Below are 15002 nucleotides of genomic sequence, written 5' to 3'. Positions count from 1 at the left end.
CTAAGCCTTAGGCGTCGGCGGCGACCTTCATCGACACGATCTTGCCCGGGCTGCGCGGCGGCTCGCCCTTCGGCAGGGCGTCGATGTGCTCCATGCCCTCGGTCACTTCACCCCAGACCGTGTACTGGCCGTCCAGGAAACGGGCGTCGTCGAAGCAGATGAAGAACTGGCTGTTGGCCGAATCCGGCACGGCCGTGCGCGCCATGGAGCAGACGCCGCGGACGTGGGGTTCGGGATTGAACTCGGCCTTCAGGTTCGGCTTGTCGGAGCCCCCCGAGCCGGTGCCGGTCGGATCGCCGCCCTGTGCCATGAAGCCCGGAATGACTCGGTGGAAGACGACGCCGTCATAGAAGCCCTCGCGGGCCAGTTCCTTGATACGGGCCACATGGCCGGGCGCCAGGTCGGGGCGCAGGCGGATAGTCACCGGGCCGGCGTCCAGCGTCATGATCAGGGTGTTTTCGGAATCCATCACTTTACCTCAGAAGGAATTTTGAGATTGCAGGCCGAGAAATCGGCCCCGTCTTCGGCGCGCATCTGCGCCACCTGGGCGGCGAACCAGGGACCTGCGGTGTCTACAACGCGCAGAGCCGGCCGTTCGGCCTCAGGAATATCAGCGAGCATGCGGGCGCGGACCATCATGTCCTGCGGCGGGGTGACCGGCTCGCCGACCTTCAAGGCGCGCACGGCCTCCAGGCCGGCGATGACGCGGCCAAAGGCGGTGTAGCGCCGCTCCAGCGAGGGATAGGCCTGGCGCATCAGGAAGAACTGGCTGTTGGCGGAGTTTTCTTCCGAGCCCCGGGCCATGCCGGCCACGCCCGGGCAGAACAGCGGCCAGGCGGTGATCTTGTTGTCGGCGGTCATGGCCATCAGCATCGGGCTCTGGGTCATGACCGGCACGACGCCGACAAAGCCAGTCTGGCTGCTACCGGAGTCCGACACGGCCACGAACGGATCGGCCGCCCCGCGGCGGAAGGTGAATTCCGCCGTCATGTCGGGCAGGTCGGAGCCGCCGGCGCCGCTGTCCAGGGGATCACCGGTCTGGGCCATGAACACGTCGATGACCCGGAAGAAGCTGCGGCCGTCATAGAAACCCTGGCGGGTCAGGGTCTTGATCCGCTCCACATGGGTGGGCGCAATCGTCGGCGACAGCTCGACAAAGACCACGCCCTTGTTGGTGTCGATCACCATGACGTCGTCGGGGTTGGGCGTGCGCCAGTCCTGGGCGGCGGGCGCGCCGAGGGGCGGGCTCTCGGCAAGCGGAGCGGCGCGCTGCGCCAAGGCCGGCGTGGCCGCCGTCGCAAATGCGAGGGCGGCGATCAGGGAGATGCGGATCATGGGATCACTCGTAATAGGCCGAAGCCTCGACCGCCAGCCCATCAGGGCCGAAGCGGACCACCTCGACCACCTCGGCGTCGGTGCGAGAGCTGTGGTAGCGGATCGCCACGGACTCCACGCCAGGGAGCACGCTGCGCAGGGTGAATCGGAGATCGGGGATCCGGCCCAGGGCCTCGCCCCAGTAGGCCGCCAGGGCCGCCTTTCCCACCACGCGGCCGGAGGCGTCGCCGGTGATCTTCGCCGCCGCCGGGCTGGTGAAGACGATATCGTCGGCATAGTGCGACAGGATCGCCTCGAGGTCGTGCCGGTTCCAGGCCTCGATCCAGGCCCGGGCGAACGCCTCGACCGTCGGCATCAGCCGCGGACCTTGGCCAGCAGGGCCTCCTTGACCCGCGGACTGACGAACTTGCCCACCTCGCCGCCGAGGGTGGCGATCTCCTTGACCAGGCGCGAGGCGATGGCCTGGTGACGGGGATCGGCCATCAGGAATACGGTCTCGATCTCGCGATCGAGCTGCTGGTTCATGGCCGTCATCTGGAATTCGTATTCGAAGTCGGCCACGGCGCGCAGACCGCGGATGATCATGGTCGCGCCGATCTGCCGGGCGAACTGCAGCGTCAGGCCCTCATAGGGCTGGACATCGATCTCGATGGAGGTGGCCAGGGGCGCGGTCTCGGCCTTGATGATCTCCACCCGCTCTTCGAGGGAGAACATCGGCCCCTTGCCGGCGTTGATGGCCACGCCGATCACCAGCTTGTCCACCAGCTTCACCGCCCGACCCATGATGTCGGAGTGGCCATTGGTGATCGGATCGAACGTGCCCGGATAGAGCCCGATGCGGGTCATACGACGCTTCCCCGTGTTCTAGTTCGTTCGGCTTTCGCCGCCCGGCCCGCCGATTGCAAGACCTAATCGGCGGTGTCTGCGCCCGGATCGTCCCCTGCGTCCTCATCGCCCTCAGCCACGGCGCCCTCGGAGCCCTCAGCGAGGCGCTCCACGGAGACGACGTGCTCGTCGGCGGCGGTGCGGAAGATGGTGACCCCTTGGGTGTTCCGGCCGGCGATGCGGACCTGGCTCACCGGGGTGCGGATCAGCTGCCCCTGGTCGGTGACCAGCAGAAGCTCGTCCCCGTCCTCGACCGGGAAGGAGGCGGTCAGGCGACCACCCCGCTTGGTGAGGTCCTGGGCGATCAGGCCCTGGCCGCCACGACCGGTGCGGCGGAAGTCATAGGCCGAGCTGCGCTTGCCGAAGCCCTCGGACGAGACGGTGAGGATGAACTCCTCGGCCGCGCCGAGCGCGGCGATGCGTTCGACCGGCAGGCTGACATCGGCGCCTTCAATATCCTCGTCCTCGACGACCTCGGGCGCGACGGGCTCGTCAGCCTCGCCGGAGGCGGCTGCACGGATGGCGTTGGCGTGGCGCAGATAGGCGCTGCGTTCGGCAGGCGTAGCGTCCACCGAGCGCAGGATGGCCATGGAGATGACGCTGTCGCCCTCGCCCAGGCGCACGCCGCGCACGCCGGTGGAGTCGCGGCTGGCGAAGACGCGGACCTCGCCCACCGAGAAACGAATGCAGCGACCCGCAGAAGTGGTCAGCAGGACATCCTGGTCAGCCTGGCAGACCGCCACGCCGATGATGGCGTCGCCCTCGTCCAGCTTCATGGCGATCTTGCCGTTGCGGTTGATCTGCACGAAGTCCGACAGCTTGTTGCGCCGGACATTGCCCGAGCGCGTGGCGAACATGACGTCGTACTGATCCCAGCTGCTCTCGTCCTCGGGCAGGGGCAGGATGGTGGTGATCGCCTCGCCCTGCTCGATGGGCAGCAGGTTGACGAACGCCTTGCCGCGGGAGTTCGGCGCGCCGACCGGCAGGCGCCACACCTTCAGTTTGTAAACCTTGCCGCCGGACGAGAAGAACAGCACCGGCGTATGGGTGTTGGCCGAGAACACGCGGGTGACCACGTCCTCGTCCTTCATGGACATGCCCGAACGCCCCTTCCCGCCCCGATGCTGGGTGCGGTAGGTGGCCAGAGGCGTGCGCTTCACATAGCCCGAATGGGTGACGGCGATGACCATGTCTTCGCGGGCGATGAGGTCCTCATCGTCCATGTCGCCGCCGCCCTCGAGGATCTCGGTGCGGCGGGGCACGGCGAAGGCGGTCTTCACCTCGATCAGTTCGTCACGGACGATGCCCATGACCTTTTCCCGCGAGGCGAGAATTTCGAGATAGCCCTGGATGGCGCCGGCCAACTGATTGGCCTCGCCGAAGATTTCGTCGCGGCCGAGCCCGGTGAGGCGCGACAGGGTGAGCGCCAGGATCGCCCGGGACTGCTCCTCGGTCAGGCGGATCTGATTGCCCTCGAGCAGCACGGTGCGCGGGTCGGCGATCAGGTCCACCAGCGGCATCATGTCCCCGGCCGGCCAGGCCCGCGCGGTCAGACGCTCACGCGCCTCGGCCGGGTCCTTGGACGAACGGATGATGTGGATGACCTCGTCGATATTGGCCACGGCGATGGCCAGGCCGACCAGGACGTGGCCGCGATCACGGGCCTTGGAGAGCTCGAACTTGGTCCGCCGGACCACGACCTCTTCGCGGAAATCGACAAAGGCCACGATCAGGTCGCGCAGGTTCATTTCCCGCGGACGGCCCCGATCGAGGGCCAGCATGTTGACAGGGAAGGACGATTGCAGCGGGGTGAAGCGATAGAGCTGGTTCAGGACAACCTCGCCCGAGGCGTCGCGCTTCAGCTCGACCACCACGCGCATGCCGTCGCGGTCGCTTTCGTCGCGCAGGTCGGCCACGCCCTCGATCCGCTTGTCGCGGACCAGTTCGGCGATCCGCTCCACCAGGGCGGCCTTGTTGACCTGATAGGGCAGCGCCGTGATCAGGACGGCTTCGCGATCCTTGCGGATCTCCTCGATCGAGGCCTTGCCGCGGGTGACCACCGAGGCGCGGCCGGTCAGCATGGCTTGGCGCGAAGCGGCGCGACCCATGATCTCGCCACCGGTGGGGAAGTCGGGGCCCGGCACGATATCGGCCAGTTCCTCGAGTCCGATGGTCGGATCGTCCACATAGGCCAGGCAGGCGTCGATCACCTCGCCCAGATTGTGCGGCGGAATATTGGTCGCCATGCCGACGGCGATGCCGCCGGCGCCGTTGACCAGCAGATTGGGGATGCGCGACGGCAGGACGGCCGGCTCATGCTCCGAGCCGTCATAGTTGGGCTTGAAGTCGACCGTGTCCTTGTCGAGGTCGGCCAGGACCGACATGGACGCCTTGGTCAGGCGGCATTCGGTGTAGCGCATGGCCGCCGGCGGATCATTGTCCACCGAGCCGAAATTGCCCTGACCATCGATCAGCAGCAGCCCCATGGAGAACGGCTGGGCCAGCCGCACCAGGGTCATGTAGATCGCCGAGTCCCCGTGCGGGTGATACTTACCCATGACGTCACCGACGACCCGGGCTGACTTCACATAGCTCCGGTCGGGGGTGTGGCCCTGCTCACTCATGGAGAACAGGATGCGGCGGTGAACGGGTTTGAGCCCGTCGCGGGCGTCCGGCAGCGCACGGCTGACAATGACGCTCATGGCATAGTCGAGATACGAGCGCTTCAGCTCGTCCTCGATGGCGATAGGGGCGATGCCCCCGCGCCGGCCATCATCCGGTGGGTTATGAAGATCGTCGGTCAAAGCGGGGAAAAACCGTCAGAATCGGACACAAAACGCGAAGTCAGGTGTTAGCATTCCCGAATGGCTGAGCCAACGGCGGCTCGGCTTCTGTCGTCTCTTGCGTCTGCGGAAGGTCTCCCGATGAAACGCCTCGCCTCCTCCATCGCCCTCCTGGCCCTCAGCGGCATGGCCGCGCACGCCGCCGACATCGGCCAATCGACCAAGGCCGACCTGAAGGGCAATGAAGGCCAGATGATTGGCTCAGCCACGCTGACCGAAGCGCCCAACGGCGTGCTGATGCGGCTGGAAGTCCAGGGCCTGACGCCAGGCTGGCACGGCCTGCACTTCCACGAAAAGGGCGACTGCTCCAAGTCCGACTTCACGTCGGCCGGCGGCCATGTCCATACTGAGGCCAGCATGGTCCACGGTCTGCTTAATCCCGACGCCAACGAGTCCGGCGACCTGCCCAACCTCTATGTCGGCGCCGACGGCAAGGGTGCGACCGAGGTCTTCACCACCTATGTGTCCCTCGACGGTCAGGGCGGTCGCGCCGCCCTGCAGGACGACGATGGTTCGGCCATCGTGATCCACGCGTCGCCGGACGACCACATGACCCAGCCGATCGGCGGGGCCGGCGCCCGGGTGGCCTGCGCCGTCATCGGAAGCTGAGATTCGGCGGCTAACGTGGCGGCCAGGACAGCTTCCGTTCAGGTTCAACCCTTTAGAAGGCGATCTGTACGTCTTTGAGGAAGACTGGAATGAAGCGTTTCGCATCCCCTGTCCTGGCCGCCATCGCCCTGACGACGGCCCTCGCCGGTCCGGCCTCGGCCGCCGAGGCGATCCTGCCGGGCTATTGGGAGAGCACCAATCGGCTGCTCTCCCCCATCCGCACTACGGACGTGGAAAAGCGCTGCATCACGCCGGCCGACGTGGAGAAGTTCATGATGGGGCCGAGCAATCGGCACTATAGCTGCACCTATCCGACGCGCTCGTTCGCTGGCGGCAAGATTCTCCTGAAGGGCACCTGTGTCAGCAAGAAGGGCCGGCAGGTGGCGGTGTCCGGCGAGGGCGCCTTCACCCCCACCAGCTTCAACCTGACCGCCAACATCGCCACCACCTTCGCCGGCATTCCCCTGTCGGGGAAGGCCAGCACCGAGGCGCGGCGGATCAGCGACGTGTGTCCGCCCAAGGACAGCAGCGCTTCGGAATAGTCAGCCCCGTTGTTCGGTGGCCGGGGGCCGGGCATAAGGCCCTGTGCGCTGGCCCCTCCCCCCCTCCCTTCGACGCCTTTCCGGCCGACGCCGGCTGATCGCAGCGCAGCTGCAGGCGCGGCACGCCTGGCGCATGGCGGTGATCGTCATCGTCTCGGTCCTGGCGGGCCTTGCGGCGGCCTATTTCGCGCGCCTTTGCGACTGGGCCATGGAGACGCAAGAAGGCCTCTACGCCGCGCGCCCAGCCTTCGCCGTCATGCTGCTTCCCATGGGGTTCGCCCTGGCGGTGTGGATCACCCGGCGCTTCGCCCCAGAGGCGGCCGGCAGCGGTATTCCCCAGGTGATCGCGGCGGCCGAACAGAGGTGGAGAGGCCGATGGGGCGGCCGTCGGGTCACTCTGCGCACCGCGGCCTGGAAGGTCGTCCTGGCCGTCTGGATGCTGATCTGTGGCGCGTCCATCGGTCGCGAGGGGCCGACGGTGCAGGTGGCGGCAGGCGTCACCCGCACCCTCACCCGCGGCCTGCGCGGTGGGCCAGGGCGTCGCGCCATGATCATCGCTGGCGGCGCAGCCGGGGTCGCAGCCGCCTTCAACACTCCCATTGCAGGGGTGGTGTTCGCCTTTGAAGAGCTGGGCCGCAGCTTCGAGCGGCGCACCCACACCACGGTGATCCTCGTCGTCGTCGTGGCCGGGTTCACTGCCTACGCCCTGCAAGGCGACTACGCCTATTTCGGCGCCCTGGGGCGAGACTCCGACCTGCGCGCCGCCTGGCTGGCCGCGCCGGTGCTCGGCGTGATCGGCGGTCTGACCGGCGGCCTGTTTTCCCGCGCCCTGGCCTGGGTGATCGGCCCCCGGGACAATCCCCTGACAAGGTGGCGGCGCGCCCGTCCGGTGCTGTTCGCCTTTCTCTGCGGGTTGGCGGCGGCCGGCGCGGCGCTGGCCTCGGGCGGCGTCACCTTTGGCGCCGGCTATCTGGAGGCCAGAGCCCTGCTCCACCATGATGGCGCGGGCGGGTTGAACCTCGCCGGCTGGAAGTTCGTAGCCACCCTGGCCGCAGCCATATCCGGCGCGCCGGGCGGCATCTTCGCCCCGTCCCTGGCCATCGGGGCGGGCATGGGCAGCGCGCTGTCTGAGACCTATCTGGCCTTTGCAGGACGCGAGGCGGTGGTTCTGGGCATGGCCGGCTACCTGTCGGGTGTGGTGCAGGCGCCGCTGACCAGCGCGGTGATCCTGATGGAGATGACCCGGGATCCCGGCCTCGTGGCGCCCCTGATGCTGACCTCGCTGCTGGCCCGCTGGGTCTCGGCCTTGATCATGCCGACGCCGATCTACCACGTCCTGGCCGAGGTCTGGCGCCTCACGCCCCGCCAACCCGGCTAACGAAAATGGCCAGCCCCGAGGGGACTGGCCATCACGTCGCGGTCAAGGCCAGGCTTCTGATCAGAAGGGAATCTCGTCGTCCAGATCGGCCGAGAAATCTTCGCGGGGGCCCGAGGGCTGGCTGCGCGGGCCGCTGGACGAGAATCCGCCGCCGGAGCCGCCGCCATCGTCACTGTCGCCGCCGCGACCGTCGAGCATGGTCAGTTCACCGCGGAACTTCTGCAGCACGATCTCGGTGGAATATTTCTCGACGCCGCTCTGGTCGGTCCACTTGCGGGTCTGGATGGCGCCCTCGATGTAAACCTTGGAGCCCTTGCGCAGATAGCTCTCGGCCACCTTCACCAGGTTCTCGTTGAAGATCACCACCCGGTGCCATTCGGTGCGCTCCTTGCGCTCGCCCGAAGACCGGTCGCGCCAGGTCTCCGAGGTGGCGATCCGCAGATTGGCCACCCGGTCGCCGGAGGAGAGCGCGCGCACTTCTGGGTCTGCGCCCAGATTGCCCACCAGAATGACCTTGTTGACGCTGCCCGCCATGTCGATGTCCTTGAAGTCAAAAAGAGATTGGGAAGTGCCGAAGGGAATGGAAGTCAATGCCGACGCCCAGGCTAATCCCCGGGCGCGGCGCGATCAATGAGATGTTCTGCCTGTGTTCTCAGGCATGGTTCTAGGGCGCCGGGGCTCGCGGCATGGCGCCCGGGATCGCCAGGCGGCCGTCGCCGGTGCGGACCAGGGCCAGATACCGATTCTGTTCCATGGAGGGAGAGGTGAAGATGCCCTCGCGCTGCAGGAAGATGAAGTTGCCCTGGTAGGCGCCGACCATGGTGCGGGTCGAACCGCCCATCTGCAGGAACCGCACGCGGATGGCCTCAAGCGCCGCCGCGCAGTTTTCCAGGTCCGGCTGGGTGCCGGGCAGCTTGTTGTATTTGAGCTCGCCGTCCTCGCGGACGACCTGGTAGCAGATCTCGCGATCGCCTGGCGGCAGGGTTCGCTTCTGGCAGGCGGCGAGCGCCAGGGCGCAGGCGCCCAGCAGGGTGACGGTTCTCAACATCGGCAAATCCTACACCGGGTTCGTGACCAGGGCGAGGCGTCAGCCGATCGGATTGATCACGCAGCCCGCGCCCTGATCGGCCAAGGTCCGGAAGCGCCGATTATCGGCTGAAACCTCGACCCGACCCGGCACCAGGCGAAGGGTCTGCTGCATCCAGCGGCCATAGGTGGCCGAGCCCGCCGGCTCGCAGCGGCCCGCGAACAGGGTCTGGACGCAGGATTCGAGGGTCAGGTCGCCCGGCAGCCGGCGCCATTCGGCGCCGGCATAGCGCCAGCACGCGCCGGCCGGGGCCGGCTGGGCCACCTGACTCGGCAGATTGGGCGTCGTGACGCCCTCGACAGGGCCAGGGGGCGGCGCCGCGGCCGTCTCCACCGGCGGCGGCAGCGGCGTAAGGACCGTCCCGGCCTCGTCGGCGGCGGCCAGAGCGCCGGTCTCGTCCACGCCCACGTCCAGCGCGCCCGTGGCCACGCCGTTGCGCTCGGCGCATTCGCTCAGGGTCACCTCACCGACGAACTGCCCGCTGACAAAGCACCGCAGGGGGCGAGTGGGGTCCATACGCCCCTCGTCGAGATCGGTCGTCTCCACCACCAGACCGCCCTGGGAGGCTGGCGGCGCATCCGGCGCCGCATCATCACCCCGCGCCAGCAGCCCGACTGCGATCCCCATTCCGGCCAGGAGGGCGAGCGCGCCGCCCGCCAGGGCCAGCACAATTCGACGGTCGTTCAGGAAATCCATGGGGCCTCGCACGCGGGGGTCCTGCCAGAGATCACATCGAAGCGCCTGGCGCCTCCACGAAATCCGATCAGCGATGCGCCGGCCTCGCCTGCGCAATCCTCAGGGCAAGGCCTCTAGACCGGGCCTGTGACCGTGGCAAGACGAGGCTCACCCGCCGCCGGTCAACCGGTCCAGGGCGGCCTGATAATTGGCGATCTGGGCGGTCATATAGGCGGGCGCCTGGCCAATGGCGGCGGCGGCCTTCTGCTGCGCCAGGACGCTCTGCGGCGTCGCGGCGTCGCGCAGGGCTGTATAGATCTTGCGGATCACACCCTGCGCCTGGGTCAGCTCGGAAATGGCGTGGCGCACCTGTTCGGGCGTGTCGAGATTGAGCTGCGAGTGCAGCCCCAGGCCATAGAAGTCGCCCTTGCCGTCGGCGGAGACGGTCTTGCCATCCTCCACCTTGGTGGCGCGGATCACGCCTTCGGCGAGCCCCAGAACGCCCAGGGCGTCCTGCCCTTCCTTGCCGGGCGTGAGTTCGATCACCGAGCGTTCGTTCAGCGGCTTGATCTGCAGGCGGCGCACGCCGTCGGTGATGGCCGTATCGACCTTGACCTGGAAACCCGTAGCCCGCCGAATCTTGAGCATCAGGCTCTCAAGGGTCTCGTCGACGGCGATGGTCACGGTCTTGGGGCGCCCGCCATTAGCGCTGATGTTGAACTCATCGCCGGCCCGCAGGCCGCTGACGGCCGTCAGATTGGATGAGTCCTTGAAGGTCAGTTGGCCAGACGGCAGGCCCAGGCGATCCAGGACGCTGGCGCCCTGGTCGGCGATGGTGATCGATCCGGGCGTGGCGAAGCCGTCCTTACCGGTAAAGCGCTGCGACCAGACCACGTCGCCGGCCGCCACATCCAGGCGAGCCAGGAATCCGTCGGCCTCACCCTTGGGAACCTGGCCGGGCAGGTCCTCGGCGCCCGCCTGCCCCGTCAGCCAGACCTGGCCGCCGGAAACGGCGAGGCCCGCGGCCTTGTCGTCGCCGGCCCCGCCATAGTAGGCGACGGCGTCGGCGGGATTGGCGGTCAGATCCGCCGAAATCTGCGCGGCGAAGGCGTCCATGCCGCCGGCATGGGCGCGGGTCACCGTTCCGGCGTTCAGGGCGGCGTTGCGGGTCGAGCCGGCGATGACGAGATTGCCGTTGTCGAGCGCCAGCCCGGTAATCGTGCCGCCTTGAAGCTCGCCCAGGTCACGCTGGGCCACCTGCACCGGGGCGCCGCTTGAGATATCAAATCGCCGCACGACGGCGCGGCCATTCTCCATGCTGGCGGTGACCAGGGCGTCGCCATCCACCACCAGGCCGGCGGGCTTGTCGTCAAAGGCCGTACCGAAGGACTGGGTGAACAGCGACACGGGCTCGCCCTTGGCGTTGAGCCCAAAGCCTTGAATGTAGGAATCCGTGCCGCCAAGAGCCGTGGCCCCCGGCATCGATGACTTCGAACGCCCTGAGACATAGACCTCGCCATTGGCGCCGAAGGCGACGTGGGTCGCCTCGTCCTCCTGCCGTGAGCCACGGCGGGCGCTCCAGACTTCCTCGCCCTTGTCGTTGAACACCGTGACGAAGCTGTCGCTCAGCTCGGCCAGGGCGGGCGAATCGCCGGAATTCAGCGGCCCATCCGCAGCGCCGTTCAACTGGCCGGTGACCGAGCCGGCGACAGCCACCTGGCCGTCCGCAGACACCGCCAGGGCCAGGCCCTTGGCGTCTTCCGACGCCCCCAGGACCCGGGTGTAGATCAGCTTGCCGGCCGAATCGTACTTGAGCAGCGCTACGTCGCGCTCGCCCTTGATCGATTGGCCGGAGATGTCGCCGGTCACGTCGGCCAGCACATACACAGAACCGTCAGTCCCGGCCTGGGTGGCGCGCACCGTCTCGATCTTGCCTTCTAGAGGATTGGCGAAGACCCGGCCCTCGACCCAGTGGGCCTCGCCGGACGGCTGCGGGGCCGCGCCCACGGCGCCCGTTTCGGCCTGGAACTTCAGAAGCTGGTTGGTCTGTACGCCATCATTGGTGTCGGCCTTGCCGTCGGGATCGGGATCGCCGACCTTCTGGGTCAGATAGATGGCGGGCGCGGTGGCCGCAGCGGTGAAGGTCACCTGCTCGGTGATGTCGGTCTTGATCTTCATCGCCCATTGATCGGGCGCCGGCTGCAGCTTGATGGTCCGGCCAGCCGAGGTGAAGGTCCGCTCCTCCCCGGGGATGCGCTGTTGAGCAAAGCGCGTAGTAACTCCAGCAGCTTCCAGCTTGGAATTGATGTGATTGATCACATTGGGCAGGGTGCGGGTCTGGGCGCCCATGTCGGACAGATCGATCGCGATATCGATGCTGGTGTTGATCTGTTTGATCGAAATGTTGAACTTCACGTCGCCTTCGAAAGCAGGCACAGCGCTGCTGGCCGTGCCTGACACCAGGGGCGCGGTGATATATTCGCTCTTGCCGCGGGAAATCCCGACCTTGGCCCGGGCGGTGTCGGCGACCTCCGCAAGGCCCAGGCGAACGTCGTCGAACTTCGCGTTGTCCACATAACCGCTGAGCTCGGCCATGCCCTTGGTGAAAGCCGTGACGATCCGGTTGGTGTCGAAGCTGGTGAGGTTCTTGGTGTTCATCTTCTCGGCCAGCGCGGTCAGCGTGCCGAGGCCCTGATAGAGGGCGAAGAGCTTCTTGTAGTCCGAACTGGCGCCCGACAGATCGAGGGTGGCGGCGGACTCATCGATGATCCGCCCGCCCTGCAGGGCGGTCTTGAGCAGGGCCGAGGAATCGATCGGCGTCGCCTGCGTGGACCAGGGTGCGGTGGGGGCGTATTTCTGGGTGAGCGAACTTCCCGACGAGGATGACGAGCTTCCACCGATCGAGCCCAGCTTGGCCTGATAATAGTTCATCAGCAGATTGGAATCGAACCCAATCACGGCGGCCCCTCAACGCAGATCCTATGCCTGCCCAGGCATCATCGGGTCTCAAGCCTTACGGTCAGTTAAGGTGCGTGAAATGAAGACCCGGACCACCTGTGCGCCCCGGGTCTTCACGACGCCCCGTCGAGACTTGAATGTTCAAACCTACTGGAAGAGCGACAGGATGACCTGCGGCGCCTCATTGGCGATCGACAGGGCCTGGGCGCCAAGCTGCTGCTGCACCTGCAGGGCCTGCAGCCGGGCGCTCTCCTTGGCGAGATCGGCGTCGACCAGATTGCCGACCCCGGCGGTGAGCACGTCGGTCAGTTTGTCGACGAACTTGTTGTGGGCTTCGATCTGCTTGGCCTGGGCGCCAAGGCTGCCCAGCGACTGGTTCACATTGGCGATCGAGGCGTCCAGCTGGGTCAGAATACCGCTGGCCAGGGTGCTGGTGGTGATCGAGGCGTTGCCGGCCATCGTGATGATGCCGCCGCCCAGGGACATGTTCTGGGTCGAGAGCGTGATGTAGGCGTTGGCGTCGGCGTTGGCCAGGAAGCGGATCGAGCCGGCCACCGAACCATCCAGGATGTTGGCGCCGTCGAATTCCGAGTTTTCAACCACCTGGGTGATCTGGCGAAGGATCGACTTGAAGTCGGAGTCGAGGGCCGTCCGCGAGGACGAGTCCAGCGACGTGTCCATCGCCGAGACCACCTTCTCCTTCAGCTGCACCAGCAGGTCGGAGACCGACTCGCCTGCGGCCATGGAGACTTCAGAGATGGATTGCGCCCGGTTAAGGCTCATCTTCACCGCGCCGAGGGCCCCGATGTCAGCCCTCTGCCCTTGGGCGATCGACCAGACCGAGGCGTTGTCCTTGGCGTTGCCGATCCGCAGGCCGGTGTTGATCCGGTTCTGAACATTCGACAACTCGTCGTTGGTCTTGTTCAGATTCTGCAGTGCGACCAACGCCGACTTGTTGGTGTGAACGCTGATCGCCATGCTCGGACCTCCTTCATCGTCCGCCACCCGCCTCGCCTCCTGGGCCGAGTCGCGGGTTGCTGTTCGAGATGGAAGCTATGGAATCATGGTGTCTAGATGGTTAACGCCCAAACGCCAGCGGCCGCCCCGGCGCGCCGAGACGGTTGAAAGGACTCATCTTCTCCAGGTCCGGCAGCGCCAGACCCAAGGGTTCAGGCTACGGTGCTCACCAAGTCTCCGACGTCGTAGTCGGGGCGCTCCTTCATCTTGAGCACCTCTTCGCGGGGGATCTGGGAGATCACCTCGCCCGTCCGGCGGTCCACCGTCTTGTAGACATAGGCGCCGGCCTCGTCGTTTTCCTCAATGATCAGACGCACATCCGCCAGATCGGATCTGGGGGCGGGCCTCGGAGCAGCTTCACGCTTTTCGGGCGGCGCCTTTGGCGCGGGCCGTTCGAAGCTGACGCTGTTCGTGGCCGCGACTGCCGCCACTCTGTTTTGCATGTCGCATGTGCCGGGACGTTGGTGTCACCGGCCTCCCTTTTGGAGGACACGGTCGGCGGGGAGGTCGCCCTCCCCGCCCGCCGCGCCTGACCCCGGCGACGCGCGCCGGGGTCAGAACTTCCGTTAGCGGAACAGGCCCAGCAGGGTGGAGCTGGAGCTGTTGGCGATGGACAGGGCCTGAATGCCCAGCTGCTGCTTGGTCTGCAGCGACTGGAGACGGGCGCTTTCCTTGGCCAGGTCGGCGTCGACGAGGTTACCCACACCGGCGTCGATCGTGTCCTGCAGCTTGCCGACGAAGTCGAAGTGCGAGGCCAGGGCCTTGGAGCCCGTACCCAGCTTCGACAGAGCCGAAGACACATTGGCGATCGAGGTGTTGATCGTGGCGATCATCGCTGCGGCGGTGGTCTGGGTGCCGATCGACGAATCGTCGGCCACCGTCACATTGCCGCCGCCGAGCGCCAGGTTCTGGGCGGCCACCGTGATCTTGTTCTGACCGTCCGCGCTGGCGAGCGCCGCCACCGTAGTGGGCGTGGTGCCCGTGATCATGTTGGCGCCGTTGAACTCGGCGTTGTCCACGACCTTGGTCAGCTGGTCGCGCAGGGCCTTGAAGTCATCATTCAGGGCCGTACGGCTGGCGGTGTCGAGGGTGGTGTCGGACGCGGCGAGCGCCTTTTCCTTCATTTGCAGAAGGGTGTCGGAGATGCTCTCGCCAGCCGAAAGGGCGACATCCACGGTCGAGATCGAACGCTGGAGGCTTTCCTTGACGGCGTTAAGGGCGCCCGACTCCGAACGCTGGTTCTGGGCGATGGCCCAGATAGCGCCGTTGTCCTTGGCGCTGGCGACCTTCAGGCCCGTGTTGATCCGGGATTGAACGGTGCTCAGGTCGCTCGAGGTCTTGTTGAGGTTCTGCAGGGCGACCATGGCCCCGACATTGGTGTTAACGCTATTCATGCGCCTTGGTCCTTGTTCTTAAGGAAACCGGCCGTCGTTTTGACCGCCGTGGGCGTTTTGCCCGAACCAAAGGGCAGCAACAGGCGCGCCAAGTCGCGCCGGCCGGAGCCAAGCTCGCAAGTTTCTGGATTCGTTGGGTTATAGGTGCGTTAGGCACGTTTTGGGCCGGCAAAATATGCCGACCGACGAAATGCCCGGAAATATCTGCCTAGCCTCACCCGGCAGAAATCGCCGGGCGAAGCCTGCCCGGTGAAAAGTCTGCCGGGCGGCGACCAAGCG

General features: G+C 66.7%; 15 protein-coding genes. 3 read left to right on the top strand and 12 right to left on the bottom strand.

The window, feature by feature from the left end; translation table 11 throughout:
* Positions 1-7: 7 nt before the first annotated feature.
* The 5 genes from V7702_RS04125 to gyrA form a co-directional block, all read right to left on the bottom strand.
* The gene (locus V7702_RS04125) at positions 8-469 is read right to left on the bottom strand and encodes a peptidylprolyl isomerase (RefSeq protein WP_304714747.1); all 462 of its coding nucleotides are present in this window, start codon (positions 467-469) and stop codon (positions 8-10) included.
* Positions 469-1335 (bottom strand): peptidylprolyl isomerase, encoded by an 867-nt coding sequence (locus tag V7702_RS04120; protein ID WP_335648875.1) that lies wholly within the window; start codon positions 1333-1335, stop codon positions 469-471. The genes V7702_RS04125 and V7702_RS04120 overlap by 1 nt, the downstream gene beginning before the upstream one ends.
* A 4-nt stretch (positions 1336-1339) precedes the next feature.
* On the bottom strand, positions 1340-1690 hold the full coding sequence (locus V7702_RS04115) for a nuclear transport factor 2 family protein (protein WP_335648874.1): 351 nt from the start codon (positions 1688-1690) through the stop codon (positions 1340-1342).
* On the bottom strand, positions 1690-2181 hold the full coding sequence (gene coaD / locus V7702_RS04110; RefSeq protein WP_300576631.1) for a pantetheine-phosphate adenylyltransferase: 492 nt from the start codon (positions 2179-2181) through the stop codon (positions 1690-1692). The genes V7702_RS04115 and coaD overlap by 1 nt, the downstream gene beginning before the upstream one ends.
* Positions 2182-2243: 62 nt before the next feature.
* Positions 2244-5024: a DNA gyrase subunit A gene (gyrA, locus tag V7702_RS04105; protein ID WP_335648873.1), complete on the bottom strand. Its 2781-nt coding sequence runs from the start codon at positions 5022-5024 to the stop codon at positions 2244-2246.
* A gap of 120 nt (positions 5025-5144) precedes the next feature.
* On the opposite strand from gyrA, the gene sodC reads away from it, so the two are divergent.
* From sodC to V7702_RS04090, 3 genes are all read left to right on the top strand, one after another.
* The gene (gene sodC, locus V7702_RS04100) at positions 5145-5672 is read left to right on the top strand and encodes a superoxide dismutase[Cu-Zn] (protein WP_335648872.1); all 528 of its coding nucleotides are present in this window, start codon (positions 5145-5147) and stop codon (positions 5670-5672) included.
* A gap of 89 nt (positions 5673-5761) precedes the next feature.
* Positions 5762-6214 (top strand): DUF3617 domain-containing protein, encoded by a 453-nt coding sequence (locus V7702_RS04095; RefSeq protein WP_335648871.1) that lies wholly within the window; start codon positions 5762-5764, stop codon positions 6212-6214.
* 43 nt (positions 6215-6257) lie between these two features.
* On the top strand, positions 6258-7592 hold the full coding sequence (locus tag V7702_RS04090) for a chloride channel protein (RefSeq protein ID WP_335648870.1): 1335 nt from the start codon (positions 6258-6260) through the stop codon (positions 7590-7592).
* Between the two features lie 60 nt (positions 7593-7652).
* Here V7702_RS04090 and ssb read toward each other — a convergent pair whose 3' ends face one another.
* From ssb to V7702_RS04055, 7 genes are all read right to left on the bottom strand, one after another.
* On the bottom strand, positions 7653-8126 hold the full coding sequence (gene ssb / locus V7702_RS04085) for a single-stranded DNA-binding protein (RefSeq protein WP_335648869.1): 474 nt from the start codon (positions 8124-8126) through the stop codon (positions 7653-7655).
* 130 nt (positions 8127-8256) lie between these two features.
* On the bottom strand, positions 8257-8640 hold the full coding sequence (locus V7702_RS04080) for a hypothetical protein (protein ID WP_335648868.1): 384 nt from the start codon (positions 8638-8640) through the stop codon (positions 8257-8259).
* 39 nt (positions 8641-8679) lie between these two features.
* Complete coding sequence (locus V7702_RS04075; protein WP_335648867.1) at positions 8680-9375, bottom strand: hypothetical protein; 696 nt, start codon at positions 9373-9375, stop codon at positions 8680-8682.
* A 147-nt stretch (positions 9376-9522) separates the two neighbouring features.
* Positions 9523-12312, bottom strand: coding sequence for a hypothetical protein (locus V7702_RS04070; protein ID WP_335648866.1), 2790 nt, complete (start codon positions 12310-12312; stop codon positions 9523-9525).
* A 147-nt stretch (positions 12313-12459) separates the two neighbouring features.
* Positions 12460-13290 carry a flagellin gene (locus V7702_RS04065; RefSeq protein ID WP_335648865.1) on the bottom strand — a complete coding sequence of 277 codons (831 nt, stop codon included), beginning with the start codon at positions 13288-13290 and terminating at the stop codon, positions 12460-12462.
* 191 nt (positions 13291-13481) lie between these two features.
* Complete coding sequence (locus tag V7702_RS04060; RefSeq protein WP_305289075.1) at positions 13482-13646, bottom strand: flagellar protein FlaG; 165 nt, start codon at positions 13644-13646, stop codon at positions 13482-13484.
* Between the two features lie 249 nt (positions 13647-13895).
* Positions 13896-14723, bottom strand: coding sequence for a flagellin (locus V7702_RS04055; RefSeq protein WP_335648864.1), 828 nt, complete (start codon positions 14721-14723; stop codon positions 13896-13898).
* Positions 14724-15002: the final 279 nt, after the last annotated feature.

Origin of the sequence: Phenylobacterium sp. (assembly GCF_036963605.1) — a bacterium.
Taxonomy (GTDB): domain Bacteria; phylum Pseudomonadota; class Alphaproteobacteria; order Caulobacterales; family Caulobacteraceae; genus Phenylobacterium.
This window is presented reverse-complemented; position numbering and strand designations above follow the sequence as displayed.

Bases quoted from the DNA above. Each gene is read 5' to 3' on its own strand.
- V7702_RS04125 (WP_304714747.1), bottom strand. From the start codon at position 469: ATGGATTCCGAAAACACCCTGATCATGACGCTGGACGCCGGCCCGGTG.
- V7702_RS04120 (WP_335648875.1), bottom strand. From the start codon at position 1,335: ATGATCCGCATCTCCCTGATCGCCGCCCTCGCATTTGCGACGGCGGCC.
- V7702_RS04115 (WP_335648874.1), bottom strand. From the start codon at position 1,690: ATGCCGACGGTCGAGGCGTTCGCCCGGGCCTGGATCGAGGCCTGGAAC.
- coaD (WP_300576631.1), bottom strand. From the start codon at position 2,181: ATGACCCGCATCGGGCTCTATCCGGGCACGTTCGATCCGATCACCAAT.
- sodC (WP_335648872.1), top strand. From the start codon at position 5,145: ATGAAACGCCTCGCCTCCTCCATCGCCCTCCTGGCCCTCAGCGGCATG.
- V7702_RS04095 (WP_335648871.1), top strand. From the start codon at position 5,762: ATGAAGCGTTTCGCATCCCCTGTCCTGGCCGCCATCGCCCTGACGACG.
- ssb (WP_335648869.1), bottom strand. From the start codon at position 8,126: ATGGCGGGCAGCGTCAACAAGGTCATTCTGGTGGGCAATCTGGGCGCA.
- V7702_RS04080 (WP_335648868.1), bottom strand. From the start codon at position 8,640: ATGTTGAGAACCGTCACCCTGCTGGGCGCCTGCGCCCTGGCGCTCGCC.
- V7702_RS04075 (WP_335648867.1), bottom strand. From the start codon at position 9,375: ATGGATTTCCTGAACGACCGTCGAATTGTGCTGGCCCTGGCGGGCGGC.
- V7702_RS04065 (WP_335648865.1), bottom strand. From the start codon at position 13,290: ATGGCGATCAGCGTTCACACCAACAAGTCGGCGTTGGTCGCACTGCAG.
- V7702_RS04055 (WP_335648864.1), bottom strand. From the start codon at position 14,723: ATGAATAGCGTTAACACCAATGTCGGGGCCATGGTCGCCCTGCAGAAC.